Genomic DNA, 22,105 nt, shown 5'->3' on the forward strand with positions numbered 1-22,105 from the left:
TGTCGTTACCCAAAAAAGGAGGGCGATCGTGCTAATAGAAGCTCCAAGCAAGCAAACGCCTTTCCAGCCGAAGAGTGCATACGTCTGTGTAGAAGCGATTGAACCGCCAGCGCTTCCGATAGAATAGAACACCATATAGCCAGCGGTAAGACGGCTGCGGGCTTCGCTAAGCAATGGAAGAATCATCGCCTGGTTTGTGACATGAACTGCCTGTACAGCCAAATCAAGCAACACGATACCTACAATTAATGCCCATAACGACTGTTCTAAATAGTTGATAAACAACCATGAAATGAGTAAAAGCATTAAAGCAATACCTGTCGTTTTTTGTCCAAAACCTTGATCTGCTAATTTCCCTGCCTTTGCAGCCGCTAAAGCACCAGCCACTCCAACAAGGCCAAATGCTCCAATGACACTGTGTGAAAGAGCTAATGGTGGCGCACTAAGTGGCAGAACAAGTGGCGTCCACAAAATACTGAAATCAGCAAAAATTAGCATGGCTACAACAGAGCGAATACGTAATGTTCTTTCTTGAATAAACAGCGTAAACACGGAGCTAATTAGCTGCCAATAAGATAGTGATTTTACTTCACGCTCTACTCTTGGTAACACTTTGAGAAACAGACTGACCATTAAAAGCATGAGGGTGGCAGAGACAAGATAGACAGAACGCCAGCCTGCAAGATCTGTTAATAGACCAGCAAAGGTTCGAGCAAGCAGTATACCTATGACGATGCCACTTGTGACAATGCCAACGACACGACCACGATTTGTAGAAGAAGCCATGGTTGCTGCAAATGCCACCAGTGTCTGTGTCACAACGGCAAGTAAACCAACTAGGGCCATACCAGCGAATAGCACTACAATATAGGAGGCAGTACCGACTATAAACAAAGCCACGGTGGATAATAGCATTTGACCAATAATCAAGCGTCGTTGGTTTAGTAAATCTCCAAGTGGCACTAGAAGTAGTAAGCCTAGACCATAAAAAATTTGCGTGATAGTAATAATCAAACCAATAATCGAATGATCAATAGCAAACTCTAGAGCTAGTTGATCAAGCAACGGCTGTGCAAAATAAATATTGGCGACAGACATTCCGCAGGCGGTTGCAAATAATAATGTTACAGCTTGAGACATCGTAGGTTGTTGACTTAAAGAGGGTGCATCTTTTTGTGGTTTTGGATTATAGTCCACGCTGTATATTCTCCTTTCATAATGAATTGTCATCATAACATACCGTTCGGTATAATATAATTATTGGTAAATATATCTTAGTCGTATTTATCATGTCAAGGTTTGTTAAAAATAATGTATAAATGGTTTGATTTATAAAGTGGAAATTGACAATAATAACAATAGGTAATACAATAAATACATACTGTTTGGTATTTAAAAATATAAGACCTACTCTCGAATCCTTAAATAACGGAGGTGAAATTTGAATGGCAAGAACCCGTGAATTTGATGAGGAAAAGGTATTAGAAGCTGCTATGCAATTATTCTGGGAAAAGGGATATGAAGCGACTTCTTTAAGTGATCTTACTGCTAGAATGGAGATTCAGCGTCCTAGTATTTATTCAACCTTTGGGGATAAAAGGGAGCTATTTGAAGCAGCACTTCGTAAATATACGACATCTCGAGCGGCTGATATACGAGCAAGACTTCAAAGTCATTCATCTGTAAAAAAGGCATTTACTATTTTTTTCGAAGATGTAATTGCTGGAGAATATACAGGTGATATTAGTAAGGGGTGTTTTTGTATAAATACAATGGTAGAACTGGCACCTCATGATGAAAGATTTGAAATCTTGACTAGAGAGCATCAACTTTATTTAGCTGTCATTTTTCAAGAGACGATAGAACGAGGAATCCAGACTGGTGAGTTGGATGCTGACACAGATGCCAAATCATTAGCACAAGCTTTAATTGTTGCGTTAATAGGGTTAACGGTCATGCTGAAATCACAGCCCCAAAGATCATTTGTTGACAATGCAATTGCAACGACTCTTACATTACTTAAATAAAACAATGTATGAAGGAATGGCAGAAGAAGCGGTGCCCCTTTAGGAGTGGTAAAGGGGTACTTGGGGGAATACATAAAACTGCACACTTTATTAAAATCTAACATAGAATGATTTTATAATTCCTTACAAGCCCATGTGTCTATCTCAACCTTTAAGGAAGGAGTAGCCAGTGCTACTACGTAAATTAATGTCATGCAAGGTAGATGATCTCCCAAAAAATCACCTATTATTTCCTTTCGTTGACTAGCTTCCATATCTCCTACTAAATAAAATACGAGCTTTGTAATATCACGAACCTCCATATTAGCATTTTCTAAATTTTTTCTAATATTTTCTAGCGCTAACTTCAATTGAGCTACCGCGTCTTCAGGTATAGTTCCATCTGGTTGCATGCCAATTTGTCCAGATAAGGTTAACCATCTATGTGGACCAGTGACTTCGATTTGATGGACATAAGGAGCGACGGGTTGATGAATATTCTCAGGGTTTCTTGAAATTTTCATGGAATCAGTCCTATCTATTTCTAAATTGTACTTTTATCAAGTTAACATAAGGTATCGGTAATTAAAAGATTCTTACAAATACCATTATAAAAGAACATACAAATTGGATATGCTGTTATAAAGGGTTATAATAGATTCATAGAATGTAGGCTTATACGCTGATAAAGCTTTCACAAAGGATAAAAGTATTGACATTTTAATTTGACAAGACATACAATTCACCCACGCCTTAGGTTTTATATAGACACTTCTTTAGAAACATAAATTTCGTCTTATTTTGAAGGTAGCTGGCTATACTTAATTAATAAGAGGGAAATTTTTACATAAGAATGATGCGTATTGTTATAATTCAATTTTTTATTGTGTTTAGTTGATAGTGTAGCCCTAGGTAGCAGAAACAGCGAGGCCGTTTTGTAGAAGGAGTGAATAAATGACTAATTTCTTTCGGAGTAATGGATTTAAACGTTTTATAATTCTAGTTGGTATTGCTATTGCCTTATATTTAATGCGTAGTATGATCAATCTAATTCTGCTAACGTTTATTATTACCTATTTGATGAATCAGCTTACTACGAAGACGACGAAGGGTATTAAAAAATATGTACCGATGAATGAAAAAGCTGTTACGGTAACGTTATACCTTTTACTTGTTGCAGGTATAGTTGCAGTGATATACAAATATTTGCCGATTGTGACCCAACAAATTACACAGCTTTTTGATCTAATTGCGAGTTTTAATCTCGATCCAGATGATAATGAAATTGCTAGGTACTTAGCTCCTACCTTTGAGAAAATTGAACTTGGGAAATATTTAGAGCAAGGTGTAGATTTAACTCTTAAAAATATTACGAATATTGGTAAAATCATTATGCAAATATTGATTTCACTTATATTGAGTTTGTTCATTCTGTTAGAAAAGAAGCGCATTATTGAGTTCACAGCAAAGTTTAAGGATAGTAAGGTTGGACCACTTTATGATGAACTTCATTATTTCTCAAGAATATTCATTCGCTCATTTGGTAAAGTAATTGAGGCACAGTTCATTATTGCAGCGGTTAACTGTGTGCTATCAGTAATTGCCCTTTCTATTATGGGCTTCCCACATTTGATTGCCCTTGGTATCATGCTCTTCATTTTAGGCTTAGTACCAGTTGCAGGTGTCATCATTTCATTAATTCCACTAAGTATTATTGCCTATAGTATCGGTGGTTTGATGTATATTGTCTATATATTAGTGATTGTCATGGTATTACATGCTATTGAAGCCTATTTTTTAAATCCAAAGCTAATGTCCGCAAAGACTGATTTACCGATTTTCTACACATTCATGGTCATTCTCTTCTCAGAGCATTTCCTTGGTGTATGGGGATTGATTATAGGTATTCCACTATTTATGTTCCTTCTTGATATTCTGGGGGTAACATCCTCGGAAGATCCTCACAAGAAAGCAGTAGTGGTACCCAATGAGAAACAAATAGAATAGATCTAACAAAGGAATCATCCACATATACAAGATGGTTCCTTATTTAATGTTCAAGGGGGGATTTAAATTGATAAAAGATCAACAAGTCTGATGTAGATATTGGCCATGTACCACCCCAATTAATTTTAGTTAATGGAGCAGTAGGTGAAGTTGTAGTGGAAGATGGGAAGGGTACTCTGAAAATGCAATTTTGTTAAGAGAAACAGAAAGAGATCTCGTGAGGTCTCTTTCTATTAAAGCATTTCGGAAGTTGAAATCGTCCGTGGATTTTTCTTAATGTACCAGTAAATAAGGCAGGCTGTAATTCCCTCCGCTACTGGAAAGGTCCACCATATTGCCTGTGGGCCAAGGAATTTAGGCAATAGGATAAGTGTCGGTATAAATAAAATAATACTACGTAGTAACATAATGGTTGTAGCAATTCGAATTTTCTCTATAGATTGAAAGAATTCTGCGAGCACCATATTAATACCTAAAAATACATAGCCAATGGCAAAGTGAATAAAGCCTTGAGCAGCCATGCTACGAATTTCAAATGAGCTATCTCCGAATAATGCCATTAACTGCGAAGGGAATAACATGGCAATAAGTGCTGTCGTTAACCCTAAAATAAAAGCAGTAGCTAAGCCGATTTTTAATAATGCTACTAATCTTTCTATTAATCTTGCCCCATGATGATAACTAACTAATGGTTGAAGGGCCATACCGATCCCAAGGAAAATTGTTAATAATACAGTATGGATATAGTTGACCATGGCATAGGCTGTAACGCCATTTGCCCCTAAATAGTGTAAGAAGGTCACATTATATAAAATAACGATAACAGCTACCGAAGCTTCTACGATAAAGCTAGGTAGTCCAATAGCAAAAATTTTTCTTAAATCTGACAGATTAAAAAATGAAGGGACAAACTTTAATTCAGATTGTGGGCGGAAAAAATGGAGACATAGTACAAACGTACCTATAATAGTAGCTATGGCTGTTGCTAAGGCACAGCCTGTGACACCATAATTTAGTACAAAGATAAAGACATAATTTAAGATAATATTTAATACTGACGTCGTTATTAAGCCAAGCATAGCAAGTCTCGGGTTACCATCGTTTCGAATGAAAATACTTAATAGATTTTCAATCGTGTAAAACACACCAAAGAGTAAAATGACGTGTAGGTATTGTTGCACATATGGAAATGTAACGTCGCTTGCTCCAAATATATAGGAAATCTCCTTTAGATTGAACGCAAGAAGTCCAATAATCGTGATCACGACCATTAGCATCGTAGTGAACGCCAATGTAAAGAGTTGGTGGGCTCGTTGTTTATTCCCCTCCCCAAGAGAAATCGAGTAAAGTGTAGCTCCTCCCATACCGATCCACAGAGAAATCGATAGCAAAATTGAGAAAATGGGGACGGCAATATTAACCCCTGCTAATGCTGATGGTCCCACGCCATTACTAACGAAAATACCATCCACCAAAATATTAACAGACATCAACAGCATACCAATCATTGCTGGAAATAAATACGATAAAAACAATGGTTTTAGTGGTCTTGTTTCAATTGGATTAATGGTTGTCATGTCCATATACCTCCAGCACCATTACTTTTTCTCCTTTGTCATCTAGTTCACCATTAAACATAAAACCAAATTGTTTATATAGTTGAATGGCTACAGCGTTATTTTCATACACACTTAAATAGATTTGGCGACAGTTGAACTTTACCGCTAAGTATTGAATAAGTTGCTGTAAAAAATGTTTACCTAATCCTTGCTGTTGATAGCGTTCATCAATTAAATAGCGATCTAGCCATACACGCTGACTGTGATCTTCGTGGGGGAATAGACCATACATAGCGAAGCCGATTGCGATGTTATCTTTATACAGACCTAAGGGGGTAAAGCGTTGATCCAATTCTGCCTCTGCTAAGCATTGGTCTGTTGATTCAATAAAATGTTGCTGATTATCAGCGATACGTAATGCTAAAATTTCTTGCTTGTTAAAAGCTGTAATGTCACGAATCTCCGTGAACATAATGTCAAAACCTTTCTATTTTTATTGTGAATAGGTACAATTTAAAGTATATAGTTACTATATAGTCAAGGGAGGAAACTCAAAAAATGCTTAATAAAAATGTAAAATATTTTACAACGGGTGAATTCGCCAAAATATGTAAGGTTAATAAACAAACATTAATTTATTATGATCAAATTGGTTTGTTATCTCCCATCATGAAAGATAGTAAAGATTATCGGTATTATTCACTTGCACAATATGATTTTTTTGGTGTCATTGAATTATTAAAGGCAGTTGGTATGTCATTAAAGGATATTCAGCAATATATGGCGGAGAAATCCCCAGAAAATTTTTTAGAATTAATGCATCAGCAAAAGGAAATCGTAGCAAAGAAACGTCGAGAGCTAGAAATGATTGAAAATATCATTGATGTCAAAATTAAAACAAACGAGGAAGCACTTCACCTTAACTTTGACGATATTACAATTGAATATTTTCCTGAAGAAACACTATATCTAAGTAAAAATATCGAAGATTCTACAGAAGAGCAGTTTGTAAAGGCTGTATCGGATTTTATCGAGGAGTTAGATCGTTCTCAATTGGATACAGGTTATCCAATCGGTGGAATGACAAGGAGAGAGCAGGTTTTAGCTGGAAATTACGATAATTATAGCTATCTATATATTGAACAACCTAATCCAAGAGAAGGACATCCTTATTTTAAAGCAATTGAGGGTGAATTTGTTATTGGTTATCATGTAGGACCTTCTGCGAAGCTTGGAGAGACATATACACGATTATTTAATGTCATGCATGAAAAGGGCTATGAATTAGGTCAATACGTTTATGAGGAATATATTTATGATGCCGTTATTAAAAATCGAGAGGAAGAATATGTGACAAAGATTATGATGGAGGTAAAAAAATTAAGTAAACACAGCTTAAGAAGAACGAACTAAATTGGTTGAGTAATTTATCATACTTGGATGCTTTGATGTCAGTAAAATAAGAGTATTTTGTAGTTAAATTAAAAATTAACCTCATTAGTAAATGATTTCCTGACGATAGAAATAAAAAAGAAGGAAATTTGAGCACGATGTGGAGATGAGCAACAATGTGGATTGAGCGTTGGAATTTTTTGATGAAACAGCTGAAGCAACAAGGTGCCTTTGTACATCCAATTGAAGTACAACCTGTCGCTAGTGAACAAGATTTACGCAAGGTAGAGTCAAGGCTTGGTATACAACTTCCTAAGAAGTTCCGTCAAGCAATGCAAACCAGCTCACAACAAGTGAGTATCTATTGGTCGTTGCCAGATGAGGCTATCTTACCAAACGAACTGACTGATACGCCATCAGGTGAGTTTGGCTGGAACTTGAAAGACTTAGATTTCCCATACTTTGGCGGGGATGATAAAAATCTTGAACAACAATACGTACAATTTTTTACTGCAGGTAATGGGGATGCGCTTCTTATCAAGCTAGAGGATGAATCGATTTGGTATTGGAGTCATGAAGAGGATGAATTTGATTTCCTTGCCGACAGCTTTCATACATATGTTGACAGTATGACAGCTTTAGGATGTATTGGGGTAGATTGTGGGCAACACCGACAATTTTGTAGCGAAAATGGTTTGGATATTCATCTGACAAGCTCACAAATATGGCTAACATGGCTAAAGCAATTTTTAAGCTCTAATTTACAATTGGCTAAAGCTAGTCTAGAATCGTTACTTCATTATGTTTCCATGCATGGCGTAAAGGAAGCTCAAGTGCAGGAAGCCTTCTTGCATTTTGATAAAGAGAAGGTGTATCAGGCTCTCCAACATAAAATTATGCGGGCGCTATCTCCATCAGATCAAAAGGCATGGAGTGAAGTGCTAATAAAGGTATGTTCAAAAGAGGCTGAAAATTGGGTAAGAGAGCTTTGGCAAGAGAAAAGCGATATTCCCAACTGGTTGCGTGATTATTTAACGGCACATTGTTTGCCAGCAGATGAAGGCTTAGCATTCATTTTATCTGATATGGAAAAGGATAAGATTAATGCTTATACTGCCTTACATCGATTACATCATTTACACCATCCAACCATCATAGAATGGATGAGGCCATATGTGGCATTTCCAATCGATGGTTGGGATATGCTGTTGGCAGAGTCACAGCCTAGTGCTGATATATTACTTGAATGGTTGAGTGGTAGTGAGGCAGAGAGGATTACCTCAATCAGAGCTATTTGGCATATGATGCAGCAAGGCAAAATCCCAACGACAATTGTTGACGAGGGAAAATGGCGGCCATTGCTGACCTATTGGCATGAGCATGAGGTTCTTCGTAAAAATAGACAGTTGTTTAGCCAAGTTCTTAATCATTTGGATAATTGGAAACTGGCAAGCTTTATGCAACAAAGGAGAGAGTAGTTTGAATCATTTTACAATATTTGCGTCTAAAAATGATGTGGATGATATTCAAGACAAAATAGCAGAGGTATTTGCAAAAGGCTTTACCATTGAACGAGGTGATAGTGGATATTTAGTAAAATCCAAAGGGCTTTTCAAAAAATCCAGATGTTCTATTACCGTTTTATTTGAAGATACTAATCCAGATTATTTCACTCAAAATATCCCGGGGATGATGGGGTATTACGATAGAATTCCTTTTCAGGATGAAGATTTAAAAGAACAGGTTATGATACAAATATCTGTATTCAATACAGTCATTGCAATCGAAATGGATAAAGAGATAACGGAAAACCATATGCAACTATTTACGAGACTGCTAGCAAGCATAGGTGGTGTAGGTTTTCTACCGGATGGCACTTTACTGGATCAGAGTGGTAGCGTTATTGTTTATTCTAATGGGGAGTCAGGTCCTGCAAATTTTAGACCTCAAGCCTGTGCAAGGAAGATAAGAAGTCAGGAAGTGACATCAGAGCAGGGGGAAACACGAAAAAACAGAACGATTGCCTTTTTAACAGACAAAGAAATCCCTTATGCAACTTCTCTACCCCAACTGCCACCATTAGAAGGTTGCCGCTTTAAGAGCCAAGAAGAAATTGCAAAAAGGGCAGTTTCCCTGTTGATTGTTATTCAATTTGCCTGTGATGTAGCACAAAATGGAAATATTGAAGAGTCTAGAGAATTCTTCACTAATATGTTACGTACATATGAGGTGCAAGAATCTTTAACAGAGCATGAAAAATTCTTTCTTGAGACTCAGCATCCCAGTCCTCAAGATGCTGTCAATATTTCATGGCAGTATGAAGCCTATTGGACACTCATTTGGGCATTAGGCCTTGTAGAAGAGCTAGATTTCCCTGACGACGTATGTGATTGTGAATATGCTATACAGGTCGTTTCTCGTTGTGAAACATTTGAACAATTTTATAAGCAAACAGTATTGCGCAGTAAGGAAGAGATATTAGATGAAGCAGATAAGATCTACAGATTACATTGGGCTTGTGTAGATAGTCGAATAAATGGACAAGTAGCTCCTTTATCGTTAAATGAAAGTGTTGTGATGGAAAGACGTAGAGGCTTATTCTGGATGATGGGCTATCAAGATGAAGAATGGGATACTATATCAATGGATACTTAAAGGAATAGCAAACTAGGAAGCCTAGTTTGCTATTTTAATATATGAAATTATTTCACATAAGTTGGCTTATTCACCTTATCAATTAAAAGTATACCATCGTATTGATCGCGAGGAACTAAGCTTTCCTGTATCATACCCCAACTGTAAGATAAGCGGGGCTCGAACATCCATGAGTTGCCTCGTTCATTCTGGCGGTTGCGCAAATCAATGAATGTGTAAGGTTTACTAGTTGAAGACAGTATATCCTCAATAGATCCCTTGATAGGAGGTAAAACAGCCATCGGTTCACCCATATTATTTGCTGTCTCTCCGCTAGTCATATATAGACCTAATACATAGCTATATTTCTTGTAGATTTCTGGTAAACGTTCCCCCATTAATTTGACTGGATAAGGGGAACCCATTACTTCCGATTGTGCCTTACGAATATGGTCGTTATGTGCCCATACGATGAACTTTTCTGTTGGATAAACCTCCTCAGCTAACCAAAGTAAGTTCTCCATCATCGATTGATCACGCCATTCCATTGTTTTTAAAAATGTTTCAATATTATTTTGTTCAATATCAATATTGGACTGGATCGTTAGTTCCACATATTCGTCTGCTAAGCGAATGCGATCTGTTACAGTACGTTCCATTAGTTTGACAATATGAGACTCGTTTGGATAAGCCGCTTGTAATTCTTTTTCTTTCAATTGAATTTGAGACTTTACTTGTTTATACACATCTATGATTGTAGCTTTTACTTGCTGATAGCCCTTTAAATCTTTCCCGGAGCTCCATTCAGCTAGTTGTTTCTCAGCTTCACTAAATTGTTGAGCTAACTTAGGATTCTGGAGCCAATCGCCGTTCGTAAATGCCCCTTGCTGTTGAATATCGAAGCCAGTAAGTATAAGTGGTTGTTCTGTTGCTTGAGTTGATTTTGCATAGTCAAACAGAGGCAATGTTTCTTTCGTCCACCAAACTCCAAAAATAGAATCCTTCATTGTTTGTAGAGCTGCTTGTTTGTCAATTTGCCCTTGGGCGTTCATCACATTACCCATACCACTTTCAAAGGCAAGAACATTATAGCCCATTTCCTGATGCAAAAATTGTATTAAACGTGTTTTAACATGATTGAATTGTGCCACACCATGAGAGCTCTCTCCTAGAAAAACAATACGTTTATCGTGTAATAACGGCTTAAGCATCTCCAAATCCTCAAATTGATTAGAAGGGATTTTCGTTCCACTCGATACTTCAGGTTGGATGGATGACAAACTGTAAGCATGATCGTTCACCCACTTTTTCCAATCAAGTAATGTTTCATTAGAGGTCCTAGCCTGTTTAACTGTAGATTTGTTTTCTATATTGACCTGTTGCTCTTTTGCAGGAACAGCTGCAGAGACACTTGCTACGCCGTTCAATGTCATTAAACTTGCCAGTGCAAAACTTAATAAAACTTTATGCTTCCTAGCCTTCTTCATTGATAATCAGTCCTTCTCTTTATGTTGATACTAATTATAGAGAGCTTAGTTTAAAGCTTAGGAAGAGTTAGTTTAAATTTTGTTTAAATTTGGTAGGGTCAGTTAAAAAGAAAAAACATCTTCGATTAATGAAGATGTTCGATTGCTATTTATAATGGTACGTACTAGCTCTAACATGGTTACGTTGGATTTGATTGAACCATGCGCGGTCTTTTTCTTCTTGTTTTAACGTACCAACAATGGAGGAGGAGCAGCTCACACAAATTTTAGCCTGTGTAATTTGTCCACAACGTTCACAAGGTGCACCTAAATTAGGGAAAATTGATTTTTTTAACTTTCCTGCTTTTACCCATTTGAAAAGCAGCTCAGAGGACACTCCTGTTAAAGTGACAACCTCATCATTTGTTAAGTAGCGATTATTTTTCCTTAATAGAAAGTGATGCAACTCTGAAAATATATCCTCTTCTCTCACATCTATTCTCTTATGAAATAGCAACATTACAAGTCCTCTCCTCGTCCCATTAATTAATAGTTTCATTAACTGTTATAGGTTGTTCGTCATATTTATAATTTTCCCAACGATTACGGGCAAGCTTTCGATATTTTGGCGAGACATTTCTATCAGCGATTAAGCGAGAGAAGCCTTTTTGGGCTTCCGCCATATCACCAAGTCGGAGGCTTAGTTCAGCATGTAAAAACTGAATTCTCTCTCCACCCTCCTGATTGGATGCAAAGGATTTACTATAAAAGTCTCTTGCTGCAAAAAGGTAGCGTTTTTCGGATTCTTCATCGTTTTTTAAACGATATAGCCAACCTATTTTTAATGCGAAATTCGCCATTAAGAGAGATTCTTCCATTGAAGCACGGGATACTAAATAAGCAAGCTTAAAACTGATTATGGCATCATCGATTGTACGTTCCTGGCAGATGTCCATGGGTTTTTGGAGCTCTTTAATGTATAGTTCATCAATGAGCTGCATGAACGGTCCATAAGTCCTTGTCATAGATTTGTGGTAGGCGTAGCCACAATGTGGGCATACAGCGACCTCATACAGCAAAGGATTTAGGCCATCATAAACAGGCATGAAATCTGTTTGTTCCTCGATGATTTTATATCGATTAGGGCGTACTTTATATGTTGTAAAATGCCTTTTGCAAAATTTGCAATCTACACTACTTTCGTAGTAATAAATGTTAAATGCCATAAGAATCAACTCCTTTGCCTGCTTTAGAAAATTATTTCTTTTGTTCTATCTATTCGTTAAAAAGTATCGTTCAATATATTTAAATGATTATCTTTTATTTTAACAATTCTGTGTTCTTTGGTATACTCCTTTAGAATTATTAAAATAAAAATAATCATTACATTATTTATTAATTGTCACTAGAACTGTTCCTTTAATAGTATTTATCGGTGCTGTTAATGTAAGTTATATAGATGGTTGAAAGTTTGTCGAAATACGTACAAATATTTTATTAGTAATCGTTAAAGGGATTTTTTTTGTGTGGTTCAAAAGTATTGTTTTGGAGGATGATTCAAGTTGAACTATAAAATAGTGTTTTTTGATGTAGACGGCACACTCATCAATTATGAGGATGGCTGTGTAGAAGAAAGTACAAAGCAGGCAATTGATTTATTAAAGAATAAGGGAATTCACCTTGTAGCAGCTACAGGAAGACCTTTATCCATGTGCCGTGAGTTGGAAGAGTTGGGGATAGAGACCTTTATTACGGCAAATGGTGCATATGTGAAACATCATGATCTTGTCCTACATAAAACGCCTATTGCTAAAGAGATTGTCCAAAATGTTGAGGCTTTTGCAATGGAACAACAGCATAGCTTAACATTTTTTACAGAGCAGCTAGCGATGAATAGCATACAAAGTCCAGCTGCTTTACATGCTATGCAGGAAACATTGTCTTTGGGAGATTTTCCGGTTATAAATGAAAAAATTACGAATGAGGAAGTTTTTCTCATGTGTCTATATACAGATGAACAGGGAGAAAAAAGATATGTTAGTCAATTTCCGAATATATTATGGCAGCGATGGCATCCTTATATTGTGAATGTACTACAGCAGGATGTTTCCAAGTCAATAGCTGTTCAAGCAGTACTAGATTATTTTAACATTGATTCTAAAAATGCCATTGCTTTTGGAGATGGGGATAATGATATGGATATGCTGGAGCTGGTAGGATTAGGAATTGCTATGGGAAATGGCAGCTTAGCTTTGAAAAACGTTGCTGATTTTGTTACAAAGAAATCTACCGAGGGCGGTATTGACTTTGCTTTGCGTCAGCTTCAAATAATTTAAAACAATCTTCAAGTTGCTTCTTCTGTTTTCCGCAGTTTGATTATAATGAAACCTGTATATTTTATAGTTAAAAAATTTTTAGGTGGGATAGTTTATGGCACATCACGTGCAATCTCTAATTGAACATTACGGGTATTTTGGCATTATCGTAATCCTAATTGGAGGTATAGTTGGATTGCCACTTCCTGATGAGGTTTTCTTAACATATGTAGGTTATAGTGTTTATCGGGAAAGCCTTGAACATATCCCTGCATTAGTAAGTGCCATGATTGGCGCAGTTGGAGGTATTACTTTAAGCTACTATATTGGTTATCGATTTGGCTTACCATTACTACAAAAGTATGGGCCAAAAATTCATATAACTGAACAAAAAATTGATTTTACGAAAAAAATGTTTGCCAAAATTGGACCTATCTTATTGTTAATAGGCTATTTTATCCCTGGTGTCCGCCACATAACAGCGTATATTGCGGCTATTAATAATTATCCATATAAAAAGTTTGCGTTCTTTGCCTATACAGGAGCATTTATCTGGACATTCACATTTATAACGTTAGGGAAAATGCTTGGAGAGAAATGGCGGTTTGTTGGTTACTACTTATCCCATTATAGTATGTATCTCATCCTATTATTTGTTCTATTAATGTTCGTCGTTTACTTTATATTCAAAAAAAGAAATGTACAAAAATAAAAGTCGGTATCTCTATACCGACTTTTAAGTTATGGCAAAATAGCAAAGGAGCGAACAGGGAATCCAGATGCTTTTTCTGGTTTAGGTACAATATTAAAAATAATTGCACCTGTTGCAGGTAGCTTGTCTAAATTAGTCATTAACTCAATTTGATAAGTGTCTTGTTCGAGCACAAAGTATTCACCATCTAGTTTGCCATTTTTACGAAAATCAGCTGCTGAATCAGTATCGAATGTTTCGTGACCAATCGCACTAACTTTACGTTCCGTCAGTAAAAATTGTAAAGCCTCTAAGCCCCAACCTGGAATATGGTTATACCCTTCCGCATCTTTATTGCTGAATGCTTCCTTATCTGGCCAACGTTTACTCCAATCGGTACGTAGCGCTACAAAGGTACCTGCCTCAATTTTTCCGTGCTGTGCTTCAAACTCAAGTATATCTTGAACACTTAAAGAAAAATCATGATTGCTAGCAGCTTCTTCGGACTTATCAATGACAACAAGGGGAAGAACAAGCTCTTTTAAATCGAGCTCTTCAAGGTACCGTGTGTCTCGCACAAAATGAATGGGTGGGTCGATATGCGTACCATATTGACCAGGGAAAGTGAACTGTTGTGCAAAGAACCCATCATCGTGAGAGAATAATGTTTCAAATTTTGCATCTTCGAACATGAAAAAATGGGGTGAGTTAGGGCCGAATGTATGTGTTAAATCGACCCATTGTTTAGATTTTAATAATTGTAATGATTGTAATAATTCATTAGGCATCGTTTTCCCTGCTTTCTTAAAATAGTAGTAAAAAAAGAGCCCCCTATAGAAGAGGACTCCTGAATAAACAACGGTAGTTCATCTTCTCATCTTCAAGGCTTTGGAATTAGGCCAATTGGAATTAGCACCATACTGTTGAGCTGGTTGCTGAGACTTCATCGGGCCAATCCCTCCGTCTCTCTTGATAAGAAAAATATAAGAATTTTCAGAAATAATAATACAAACACTTTATCATAGTTTTCTATAGTTTACAAGTTCAATAGGGATACAAGGTTAGGGTTTTTTTCACCAATTTAAATTCAATATGACACCACAACAGCCATTATCAATTAGACGTATTCTAAAACTATCAGGTGTATAGTTCGTTTCGAATTTCATCGTAATACCTGTGGATGAAATTAATTTCTCCACTTCTGCTTTATTTGAAAGTTGTGCTGCATTCATTAAATCATGGGCAAATTGCTGGGAGCTTTCAATTTTATCCGTCAGTAATTGGGCTTGCTGCATAATTGCCTTTATCCGTGTAACCGATGATTTTAATTTATGTGTATCAACAGGTGGAAAGGGATTGTTGGTCGGCATTGCAAGATGTTGGGGAAAGGATCTTACAGCAAGGTGGTTGGCAATTGGTGGCGCTGAGTAATGATAGGGATGAACGAAATACGGATAAGGATTGTAATACAATGGAATTCCTCCTATCCTATAGCTGATATCTTATCTTATGTATTCAAGCGAATTTAGGTGTAACTCCATTCTTGTCTTACTTATAACACAAAAAGGAAGCCACAGGGAGCTTCCTTTTTATCAATATTGTATATATACCGATGTTAAATTACCAAAATATCAAGTAAATGCTAGATAAACGGACTAACAATATTATTGTTTTTTATTATCGAAAAGCAACCATAATAATGTAACAATCGCTGCTAGCATAACCATTAGGAATCCATAAAGAGGCGTATGTGCTAATGATTGATGGCGAATAATAAAACCTCCAATATAGGATCCTAAAAATATACCAATGTTAAAAGCAGAAATGTTTAATGCTGAAGCCATAGAAATAGCTGACGGCACATATTTTTCAGACAGTAGAACAGCATATAACTGTAATCCTGGGACATTCATGAACATAAATAATCCCATTGTCAGTACCATGACTAAACCGATAATCGGTGATTCAAGAGTGAAGCCAATACCAAGTAACGCTAAGGCAAGTCCAACAAAAATTATAAAGATGGAACGTAGCGGATTTTGGTTAGCAAAATGGCCTCCTAATGTATTACCAATAGCAACGCAAATACCATAGACAACTAATATAATTACTACTGCATGTGGGGAATAGCCCATATATTGCTCTAAAATAGGTGAAACATACGTATAGACTACAAAGGCCCCACCATATCCAATAGCTGTAATGAAAAGGATTAATAACATGCGAATATTGCCTAATACTTTGCCAATATCACGTAAAGAAATAGGATTACCTTTTGATAATTGGTTAGGTACTAGTAAAGCATTACTAATTAAACCGATAATGCCTATAATGACGATAAAAATGAACGACATACGCCAGTCTGTTACTTGTCCAATAAATGTACCAAGTGGAACACCGGTCACAGTAGCTAGCGTTAAGCCTGTAAACATAAAGGCAATCGCGCTTGCTCGTTTATTTGGTTCAACTACATCAGCTGCTATAACAGAGGCGATCGACATAAACACACCATGAGCTAATGCTGAAATAATACGACCTATTATCAGTATAGAAAAAATTGGTGCGATAGCTGCAGTTAAATTCCCCGCTATAAAAATGGTCATAACAAGCAATAAAACTGTTTTTCGACTAAGACGAGATGTTAAGGCTGTTAATAATGGAGCACCAACAGTGACACCTAGTGCGTATATAGAAACGGTTAAACCGGCAGTGCTTAAAGATATACCAAAATCATCTGTAATTAATGGTAAAAGTCCAACACTGATAAATTCAGTGGACCCTATACCAAATGCACTGATTGCAAGTGCTAGCAATGTCAATTTTGCATTTGGCTTTTTTGATTGTGACATTTTACTAATATCTCCTTTGATTTTTTTTAGTATGTGTAGTAATATTCATGCATGCCTAAAAGTTGTGTAGAGTACTTTTAGTTACTTTTGAATATTACGGGGGTTTACAATGCAAAAAATTTATAATATAGGTGTTGAAGCTACGCTTGAAGTTATTGGTGGTAAATGGAAACCGGTCATTCTTTGCCATTTGAACCACCATGGTGAAATTCGAACAAATGAATTTCGACGATTGATTCCAGGCATTTCCCAAAAAATGCTTACAAGTCAATTAAGAGAGTTAGAGCAAGCTGGTTTAATCCATCGCAAGGTCTTCAATCAAGTACCGCCTAAAGTGGAATATTCATTGACTTCCTATGGACAAGGGATGGAGCCTATTTTGAATATGCTTTGCACTTGGGGCGAAAAGCATGTTGAATTACTAAAGGATAAAGGTGAAGATGTTCTGTTAAAACAACGCGATGAAGATATCGCTATGCAGCAAACATCATAATGAGGGAGAAAGAGACTGTCACATACAAGACAGTCTCTTTCCTCTTTTTAATGCTTATAGAGCAAAGTCAAATTCATCTGGATTTGGACCAACACGTTGTTCACGATTCATCTCATTGATTAATGCCATTTCTTCGTCTGTTAAAGTAAAGTCAAAGATATCAGCGTTTTGCATCATACGCTCTCTACGTACTGATTTTGGAATTGTAATCACTCCATTTTGTACATCCCAGCGTAAAATAACTTGAGCATTTGATTTTCCGTATTTTGTTGCAATTTTTGAAATCGTTTCATCTTCAAGAAGACCACCTTGCATTAAAGGTGCCCATGCTTCAAGTTGAATTTGGTGCTTGTCACAGAATGAACGAAGCTCCACTTGTTGTAAGCGTGGGTGGAATTCCACTTGGTTCAAAACAGGTTTAATACGAGCAAATGATAATAAGTTTTCCAAGTGTGCCACAGTAAAGTTACATACACCGATTGCTTTGATCTTGCCTTGTTCATATAGGTCTTCAAGTGCTTTCCACGATTCAGCATATTTATCTTTACCAGGCCAATGAATTAAATAAAGATCTAAATAATCTAATCCTAATTTTTTTAGGCTCTCTTCATATGCTGCAATTGTTTCATCATAGCTTAAGCCATCGTTCCATACTTTTGATGTAATAAATAAATCTTCACGACGTAAGCCAGTTGATGCTAGAGCTTGTTTAATACCTTCTCCTACACCTGCTTCATTTCCATAAATAGCAGCAGTATCGATGCTTCGATAGCCAACCTCGATCGCATTTTTAACCATTTCTGCAGTAGCGTCATTTTCTACTTGAAAAACGCCTAAACCCATACCAGGCATTTGTAGGCCGTTATTTAATGTGATTGTATCTTGTAAATGAGTAATCATTATTATTCCTCCAATTGTGTGTTTGCTTGATTGCTTTTTCATTATGATGCCCCACAAGAAGAAAAAAAAGTACGTACATTTTTGTTTCATAGAAACGTCGAGGTAACTTTTGTGTGATGCCAATGGTTAGAGAGATAAAAGTTTTTTAATAGTACTTTTTGCAATTTAAAATTACAGGTGAAATCAGGAGGATATAAAGAAATGAAGGGTAATCCATAGTGAAATCCAAAAAAATGAATAGATTATGATTATCTCTGTGCTGATGCAACCAAATGACTTTCTTCACGAATTAAAAGGAAAAATTTGTTGGATAGAGAATTTAAATAGTAATACTACTTTAAAAAGGGGATTGGAAAATGAATCGTTTAAACTTAATCACATTAGGCGTTAAAAATATGGTGGAGTCACTTACCTTTTACCGAGAGGGACTTGGCTTTGAAGTAGTAGTGTATGGAGAAGAAACAAATCCAGATGTAATGTTCTTTAATAATGGGGGAACTAAAATATCACTATTTCCAATTGAACGTCTTGTAAACGATATCAATGAAGCAAACCCACCAGAACTTAGCCCCGGCTTTGGAGGTATCACCCTTGCTTACAATGGTAAATCAAAAGAAGAGGTGGACCGCGTATTTGCATTAGCTAAAAAAGCTGGAGCGTCTATTGTAAAAGAGCCAGAAACAGTATTTTGGGGCGGTTATAGTGGCTACTTCCAAGATCCAAACGGTTACTATTGGGAAGTAGCTTATGGTGATATGTGGAAATTTGATGAAAATGATATGCTAATTATTCAATAATGATTCAAAAAGAGAGCTCACTAGAAACGTTAGTGTGCTCTTTGCATTGACTGCTTAACAATAATGTTCCCTCATTAAATTCACAAAGTTTTGTGCAGCTTTAGATAAATAATGATTCTTCATCCATACAAGTCCTACGGAAGTGGATAACTCTGTAGTTGGGATTTTGTAGGCATGAAGCGGTAGGTCTTCAAATTGCTTTAGAATGGTTTCAGGTACGATGGAGGAGCTAAAACCTGATTCGATTAAATTCATTAAAAGCGCAGTATCTGAACATTCCCCGACGATATGGGACTGTAATTGGAAGCGGGAAAATGCTTCTAAAATTGAATAGTGAACTCCTAACCCTTCTGTACTCGGTAATAAAATCGGCCAATTTTGAATTTCGGCCAAAGTCACCTCATGTTCTAACAACTTAAACTTCTTGGATTGTATAAAATAAAACGGTTCTGTGTACATATGAAGGACAGAGAAATCATCTAATTCTAAGGGCAAACGAATGATCGCTAGTTCTACTACACGATCTCTTACAAGCTTACAGAGATAAGAGGATTCATTTTGTTGAATTTTATAAGTTACCTTAGGAAATTGTTGTTGGAATTGATGTAATAATTGGGGTAACTCAACAACTGAAAATGTATTGATGCCTAATGTTAATCGTCCATGAATGCCTAGCCCTACATCCTTGACCTCTGCTTCCGCCTCGTCCATTAATTGAGCAACCTGCAATGCATATTTATATAAGGTCTTCCCAGCCTCCGTCACTTCAAAGTACTTGCCGCTTCTCTCTACCAATTTTGAACCAAGCTCTTCTTCCATTGTTTTTAGATGTTGGCTTAATGGTGGCTGAGAAATATGCAGTCTTTCAGCAGCAGCAGAAATCTTCCTTTCCTCCACAATCGCTATAAAATATCTTAGTTGTCGAATATCCAATTAAGTCACACCCCTTTATTATACGTAAAACCTAAGTAAAACAAATTTTTTTAATGTTTTTCATATAGTTAGTGTCATGTTAGCATATTCTAGCACCTACGTGTGAAGTTTCTAATTGTATTTAGAGCAGATGAGAAAGCAATTACAGATAATAATATCTACCTTTAAAACGCAACTTACACAAAGCTATTAATAGTTGCGCTTTTTTATATCTACTCAATTAATAGACATTTTTCAAATTTCCTAAGAAAATAAATAGCGTTTATCCTATAATAACCATGTATGCAATAATATTGTTTTTAATTTCTAGTTAACTTCATATTGCAAAATATGGTATTTTAATATAGCTTTTGATTATCAACAAGAAGGAGGATGAACATTGATTCATATATTGTACATAGAAGATGAGAAAGAAATAGGACAATGGGTTAGCAAGGAGTTAACGGAAAGAGGCTATGAGGTAACATGGCTAGAGTCTGGCGAAGGTCTTGAACAACACATTGCTTCAAAAGATCTTGCTATATTGGATGTCATGCTACCCGGGTTAGATGGTTTTTCGATTGGCAAAAGAATAAAACGAGAGAATAAAGATTTACCTATTTTGATGCTATCTGCTCGAACAGCCGTTGAGGATAAAATTGAAGGGCTTAATTTTGCTGATGATTATTTAACAAAGCCATTCCATCCTGATGAACTAGTAGCAAGATTAGAGGTATTACTAAGAAGATATCAAAAAAACGACGATGTATTGGCATTGCAGCATCTTAAAATTTATACAAAAGATATGCGAATTATTAATACATTAAATGAAGAAGAAATTCTTCTAACTGGCAAACAATTTTATTTATTGCAGTATTTTATTCGTCATCTAAATCAAATTTTAACGAAGGAACAACTCTATGAGGGTGTTTGGGGTGAGAGTTACATTGAAGGTGATAAAACATTGATGGTTCATATTCGATATTTAAGAGAAAAGATAGAAATTAATCCTGCAAAACCCCAGATTATCGAAACAATTAGAGGAATTGGCTATAGGGTGAAACTATGAAATTTTTCCGTTCATTATTAGCGAAATATATGCTCATTATTGTATTAGCTATATCGATTGTTCAAATTTCCTATCTCGGTGTTGCTACTTTCATGTTAGGCATTTCAAAGACAGGATCTGGAGACTTTTCAAGTGAAGCTCTTCTGGAAAGTGATATTGAGGAACAATGGCATACACAAGCAAAAAGTATAAACAATGCATCAGAAGCTACCATTGAACAGCTTTTTCAAAAATGGCAAAAGCAATATCCTACAGCTTCAATGTTCTGGGTAAGTGAAAAGGGAAATTTACTGACTACCATGAATGTTCAGGATGAGCTTCCTAAAATATGGACACCTGCATTTACAACCAAATTTATTAAAGAGCGCTATGGAAGTGACCCATTTACTGTAATTGCTTTCTTAGGTGATGATGTGTCAAATGGCTTTATTGTGTTAGAGATTTCAAGGGATGTCTTTAAGCCCCCGCTTATAAAGATTTATGATAACTACGGTAGCTTCTTATTTTTTGGTGTTGTAGCCGTTATCCTATTTTTTATTGCCGTTTCCTTTTTATTTTTCAAGGGAATTCGAAAAAGACTATTACATCTACAAGAGGCTATGGAAATTCGTGATGTAGACGGTTTACCTATTGAGATACAGGTGAAAAAGCGGGACGAAATTGGACAATTAGAGCATAGTTTTAACAGAATGGTTTGTGAGCTAAGAGATAGTAAACAGCGTCAGCAGAAGGAAGAACAACTAAGAAGAGAGCTGATCGCCAATTTATCACATGATTTGCGAACACCTTTAACAAAAGTAAGGGCTCAATCTTATACAATTAGCAAAGAAGCATTGTCAGAGGAAGGTATACAGGCTTTAAAAGCAATGGAAGCATCCATTGTGAATATTGATGCTTTAATTGAAAACTTAATGTCGTACACATTGCTAATGGCAAGCAAATATAAATTCGAACCGAAAAACATCAATGTTATTCGGTTTGTGCGGGAACATTTAACAACCTGGTACCCAGTTTT

At 36.3% G+C, this 22,105-nt stretch carries 22 protein-coding genes, 1 pseudogene and 1 riboswitch; of the genes and pseudogenes, 11 read left to right on the forward strand and 12 right to left on the reverse strand.

Annotated features, from left to right (window positions below; translation table 11 throughout):
- On the reverse strand, window positions 1-1,140 hold a 1,140-nt coding region (locus RT445_RS03575; protein WP_313469738.1), incomplete at its 3' end, for an MFS transporter.
- A 305-nt stretch (window positions 1,141-1,445) separates the two neighbouring features.
- Here RT445_RS03575 and RT445_RS03580 point away from each other — a divergent pair.
- Window positions 1,446-2,027, forward strand: a complete 582-nt coding sequence (locus RT445_RS03580) for a TetR/AcrR family transcriptional regulator (RefSeq protein WP_274794864.1) — start codon at window positions 1,446-1,448, stop codon at window positions 2,025-2,027.
- 113 nt (window positions 2,028-2,140) lie between these two features.
- Here RT445_RS03580 and RT445_RS03585 read toward each other — a convergent pair whose 3' ends face one another.
- The gene (locus RT445_RS03585; protein WP_312506564.1) at window positions 2,141-2,530 is read right to left on the reverse strand and encodes a RidA family protein; all 390 of its coding nucleotides are present in this window, start codon (window positions 2,528-2,530) and stop codon (window positions 2,141-2,143) included.
- A gap of 430 nt (window positions 2,531-2,960) precedes the next feature.
- Between RT445_RS03585 and RT445_RS03590 the strand changes: the two genes are divergently transcribed.
- Window positions 2,961-4,013 (forward strand): AI-2E family transporter, encoded by a 1,053-nt coding sequence (locus tag RT445_RS03590; RefSeq protein WP_274794862.1) that lies wholly within the window; start codon window positions 2,961-2,963, stop codon window positions 4,011-4,013.
- Between the two features lie 233 nt (window positions 4,014-4,246).
- Here the strand turns inward: RT445_RS03590 and RT445_RS03600 are convergent, their stop codons facing one another.
- Entirely contained in the window at window positions 4,247-5,590 is a 1,344-nt protein-coding gene (locus RT445_RS03600) for an MATE family efflux transporter (RefSeq protein ID WP_312506563.1), read from the reverse strand.
- On the reverse strand, window positions 5,577-6,044 hold the full coding sequence (locus tag RT445_RS03605; protein ID WP_274794860.1) for a GNAT family N-acetyltransferase: 468 nt from the start codon (window positions 6,042-6,044) through the stop codon (window positions 5,577-5,579). The genes RT445_RS03600 and RT445_RS03605 overlap by 14 nt, the downstream gene beginning before the upstream one ends.
- Window positions 6,045-6,130: 86 nt before the next feature.
- On the opposite strand from RT445_RS03605, the gene RT445_RS03610 reads away from it, so the two are divergent.
- The 3 genes from RT445_RS03610 (at window position 6,131) to RT445_RS03620 (ending at window position 9,619) form a co-directional block, all read left to right on the forward strand.
- Window positions 6,131-6,985 carry a MerR family transcriptional regulator gene (locus RT445_RS03610; RefSeq protein WP_274794859.1) on the forward strand — a complete coding sequence of 285 codons (855 nt, stop codon included), beginning with the start codon at window positions 6,131-6,133 and terminating at the stop codon, window positions 6,983-6,985.
- 155 nt (window positions 6,986-7,140) lie between these two features.
- A complete protein-coding gene (locus RT445_RS03615; RefSeq protein WP_312506562.1) occupies window positions 7,141-8,442 on the forward strand; it encodes an SMI1/KNR4 family protein in 1,302 nt (433 codons plus the stop codon).
- Between the two features lies 1 nt (window position 8,443).
- Window positions 8,444-9,619 (forward strand): DUF4272 domain-containing protein, encoded by a 1,176-nt coding sequence (locus RT445_RS03620; RefSeq protein WP_274794857.1) that lies wholly within the window; start codon window positions 8,444-8,446, stop codon window positions 9,617-9,619.
- Between the two features lie 47 nt (window positions 9,620-9,666).
- On the opposite strand, the gene RT445_RS03625 is transcribed toward RT445_RS03620, so the two are convergent.
- The 3 genes from RT445_RS03625 to RT445_RS03635 all read right to left on the reverse strand — a co-directional run bounded on the left by RT445_RS03625 (window position 9,667) and on the right by RT445_RS03635 (window position 12,290).
- Entirely contained in the window at window positions 9,667-11,085 is a 1,419-nt protein-coding gene (locus tag RT445_RS03625) for an erythromycin esterase family protein (RefSeq protein WP_274794856.1), read from the reverse strand.
- 145 nt (window positions 11,086-11,230) lie between these two features.
- Window positions 11,231-11,584: a hypothetical protein gene (locus RT445_RS03630; RefSeq protein WP_274794855.1), complete on the reverse strand. Its 354-nt coding sequence runs from the start codon at window positions 11,582-11,584 to the stop codon at window positions 11,231-11,233.
- A gap of 22 nt (window positions 11,585-11,606) precedes the next feature.
- Window positions 11,607-12,290, reverse strand: coding sequence for a DUF2225 domain-containing protein (locus RT445_RS03635; RefSeq protein WP_274794854.1), 684 nt, complete (start codon window positions 12,288-12,290; stop codon window positions 11,607-11,609).
- 336 nt (window positions 12,291-12,626) lie between these two features.
- Between RT445_RS03635 and RT445_RS03640 the strand changes: the two genes are divergently transcribed.
- Together RT445_RS03640 and RT445_RS03645 are read left to right on the forward strand one after the other, a co-directional pair.
- A complete protein-coding gene (locus RT445_RS03640; protein WP_274794853.1) occupies window positions 12,627-13,400 on the forward strand; it encodes a Cof-type HAD-IIB family hydrolase in 774 nt (257 codons plus the stop codon).
- 94 nt (window positions 13,401-13,494) lie between these two features.
- Window positions 13,495-14,091 carry a DedA family protein gene (locus RT445_RS03645; RefSeq protein ID WP_274794852.1) on the forward strand — a complete coding sequence of 199 codons (597 nt, stop codon included), beginning with the start codon at window positions 13,495-13,497 and terminating at the stop codon, window positions 14,089-14,091.
- A 29-nt stretch (window positions 14,092-14,120) separates the two neighbouring features.
- On the opposite strand, the gene RT445_RS03650 is transcribed toward RT445_RS03645, so the two are convergent.
- The 3 genes from RT445_RS03650 to RT445_RS03660 all read right to left on the reverse strand — a co-directional run bounded on the left by RT445_RS03650 (window position 14,121) and on the right by RT445_RS03660 (window position 16,919).
- Window positions 14,121-14,858 (reverse strand): cyclase family protein, encoded by a 738-nt coding sequence (locus tag RT445_RS03650; protein WP_312506561.1) that lies wholly within the window; start codon window positions 14,856-14,858, stop codon window positions 14,121-14,123.
- An 83-nt stretch (window positions 14,859-14,941) separates the two neighbouring features.
- Window positions 14,942-15,049, reverse strand: a riboswitch (SAM riboswitch).
- Between the two features lie 94 nt (window positions 15,050-15,143).
- The gene (locus RT445_RS03655; RefSeq protein ID WP_274794850.1) at window positions 15,144-15,542 is read right to left on the reverse strand and encodes a YuzC family spore coat inner layer protein; all 399 of its coding nucleotides are present in this window, start codon (window positions 15,540-15,542) and stop codon (window positions 15,144-15,146) included.
- A gap of 192 nt (window positions 15,543-15,734) precedes the next feature.
- Window positions 15,735-16,919, reverse strand: a complete 1,185-nt coding sequence (locus RT445_RS03660; RefSeq protein WP_274794848.1) for an MFS transporter — start codon at window positions 16,917-16,919, stop codon at window positions 15,735-15,737.
- Between the two features lie 109 nt (window positions 16,920-17,028).
- Here RT445_RS03660 and RT445_RS03665 point away from each other — a divergent pair, with 109 nt between their 5' ends.
- Window positions 17,029-17,412 (forward strand): winged helix-turn-helix transcriptional regulator, encoded by a 384-nt coding sequence (locus RT445_RS03665; RefSeq protein WP_274794847.1) that lies wholly within the window; start codon window positions 17,029-17,031, stop codon window positions 17,410-17,412.
- A gap of 54 nt (window positions 17,413-17,466) precedes the next feature.
- Here RT445_RS03665 and RT445_RS03670 read toward each other — a convergent pair whose 3' ends face one another.
- On the reverse strand, window positions 17,467-18,312 hold the full coding sequence (locus RT445_RS03670; RefSeq protein ID WP_274794846.1) for an aldo/keto reductase: 846 nt from the start codon (window positions 18,310-18,312) through the stop codon (window positions 17,467-17,469).
- 356 nt (window positions 18,313-18,668) lie between these two features.
- Here RT445_RS03670 and RT445_RS03675 point away from each other — a divergent pair, with 356 nt between their 5' ends.
- Window positions 18,669-19,109 (forward strand): VOC family protein, encoded by a 441-nt coding sequence (locus tag RT445_RS03675; RefSeq protein ID WP_274794845.1) that lies wholly within the window; start codon window positions 18,669-18,671, stop codon window positions 19,107-19,109.
- Between the two features lie 54 nt (window positions 19,110-19,163).
- Here RT445_RS03675 and RT445_RS03680 read toward each other — a convergent pair whose 3' ends face one another.
- On the reverse strand, window positions 19,164-20,042 hold the full coding sequence (locus RT445_RS03680) for a LysR family transcriptional regulator (protein ID WP_274794844.1): 879 nt from the start codon (window positions 20,040-20,042) through the stop codon (window positions 19,164-19,166).
- 379 nt (window positions 20,043-20,421) lie between these two features.
- Here RT445_RS03680 and RT445_RS03685 point away from each other — a divergent pair, with 379 nt between their 5' ends.
- Together RT445_RS03685 and RT445_RS03690 are read left to right on the forward strand one after the other, a co-directional pair.
- Complete coding sequence (locus RT445_RS03685; protein ID WP_274794843.1) at window positions 20,422-21,090, forward strand: response regulator transcription factor; 669 nt, start codon at window positions 20,422-20,424, stop codon at window positions 21,088-21,090.
- Window positions 21,087-22,105: pseudogene (locus tag RT445_RS03690) on the forward strand (sensor histidine kinase); the annotation flags it as partial. The gene RT445_RS03685 and the pseudogene RT445_RS03690, both read left to right, overlap by 4 nt.

The organism is Lysinibacillus sp. (assembly GCF_032093475.1).
Taxonomy (GTDB): Bacteria; Bacillota; Bacilli; order Bacillales_A; family Planococcaceae; genus Lysinibacillus; species Lysinibacillus irui.

Excerpts from the sequence above, each read along its gene's own strand:
- RT445_RS03580 (WP_274794864.1), top strand. The coding sequence starts at position 1,446 with ATGGCAAGAACCCGTGAATTTGATGAGGAAAAGGTATTAGAAGCTGCT.
- RT445_RS03605 (WP_274794860.1), bottom strand. The coding sequence starts at position 6,044 with ATGTTCACGGAGATTCGTGACATTACAGCTTTTAACAAGCAAGAAATT.
- RT445_RS03600 (WP_312506563.1), bottom strand. The coding sequence starts at position 5,590 with ATGACAACCATTAATCCAATTGAAACAAGACCACTAAAACCATTGTTT.
- RT445_RS03630 (WP_274794855.1), bottom strand. The coding sequence starts at position 11,584 with ATGTTGCTATTTCATAAGAGAATAGATGTGAGAGAAGAGGATATATTT.
- RT445_RS03635 (WP_274794854.1), bottom strand. The coding sequence starts at position 12,290 with ATGGCATTTAACATTTATTACTACGAAAGTAGTGTAGATTGCAAATTT.
- RT445_RS03585 (WP_312506564.1), bottom strand. The coding sequence starts at position 2,530 with ATGAAAATTTCAAGAAACCCTGAGAATATTCATCAACCCGTCGCTCCT.
- RT445_RS03675 (WP_274794845.1), top strand. The coding sequence starts at position 18,669 with ATGAATCGTTTAAACTTAATCACATTAGGCGTTAAAAATATGGTGGAG.
- RT445_RS03660 (WP_274794848.1), bottom strand. The coding sequence starts at position 16,919 with ATGTCACAATCAAAAAAGCCAAATGCAAAATTGACATTGCTAGCACTT.
- RT445_RS03590 (WP_274794862.1), top strand. The coding sequence starts at position 2,961 with ATGACTAATTTCTTTCGGAGTAATGGATTTAAACGTTTTATAATTCTA.
- RT445_RS03645 (WP_274794852.1), top strand. The coding sequence starts at position 13,495 with ATGGCACATCACGTGCAATCTCTAATTGAACATTACGGGTATTTTGGC.
- RT445_RS03615 (WP_312506562.1), top strand. The coding sequence starts at position 7,141 with ATGTGGATTGAGCGTTGGAATTTTTTGATGAAACAGCTGAAGCAACAA.
- RT445_RS03650 (WP_312506561.1), bottom strand. The coding sequence starts at position 14,858 with ATGCCTAATGAATTATTACAATCATTACAATTATTAAAATCTAAACAA.
- RT445_RS03610 (WP_274794859.1), top strand. The coding sequence starts at position 6,131 with ATGCTTAATAAAAATGTAAAATATTTTACAACGGGTGAATTCGCCAAA.
- RT445_RS03670 (WP_274794846.1), bottom strand. The coding sequence starts at position 18,312 with ATGATTACTCATTTACAAGATACAATCACATTAAATAACGGCCTACAA.
- RT445_RS03625 (WP_274794856.1), bottom strand. The coding sequence starts at position 11,085 with ATGAAGAAGGCTAGGAAGCATAAAGTTTTATTAAGTTTTGCACTGGCA.
- RT445_RS03665 (WP_274794847.1), top strand. The coding sequence starts at position 17,029 with ATGCAAAAAATTTATAATATAGGTGTTGAAGCTACGCTTGAAGTTATT.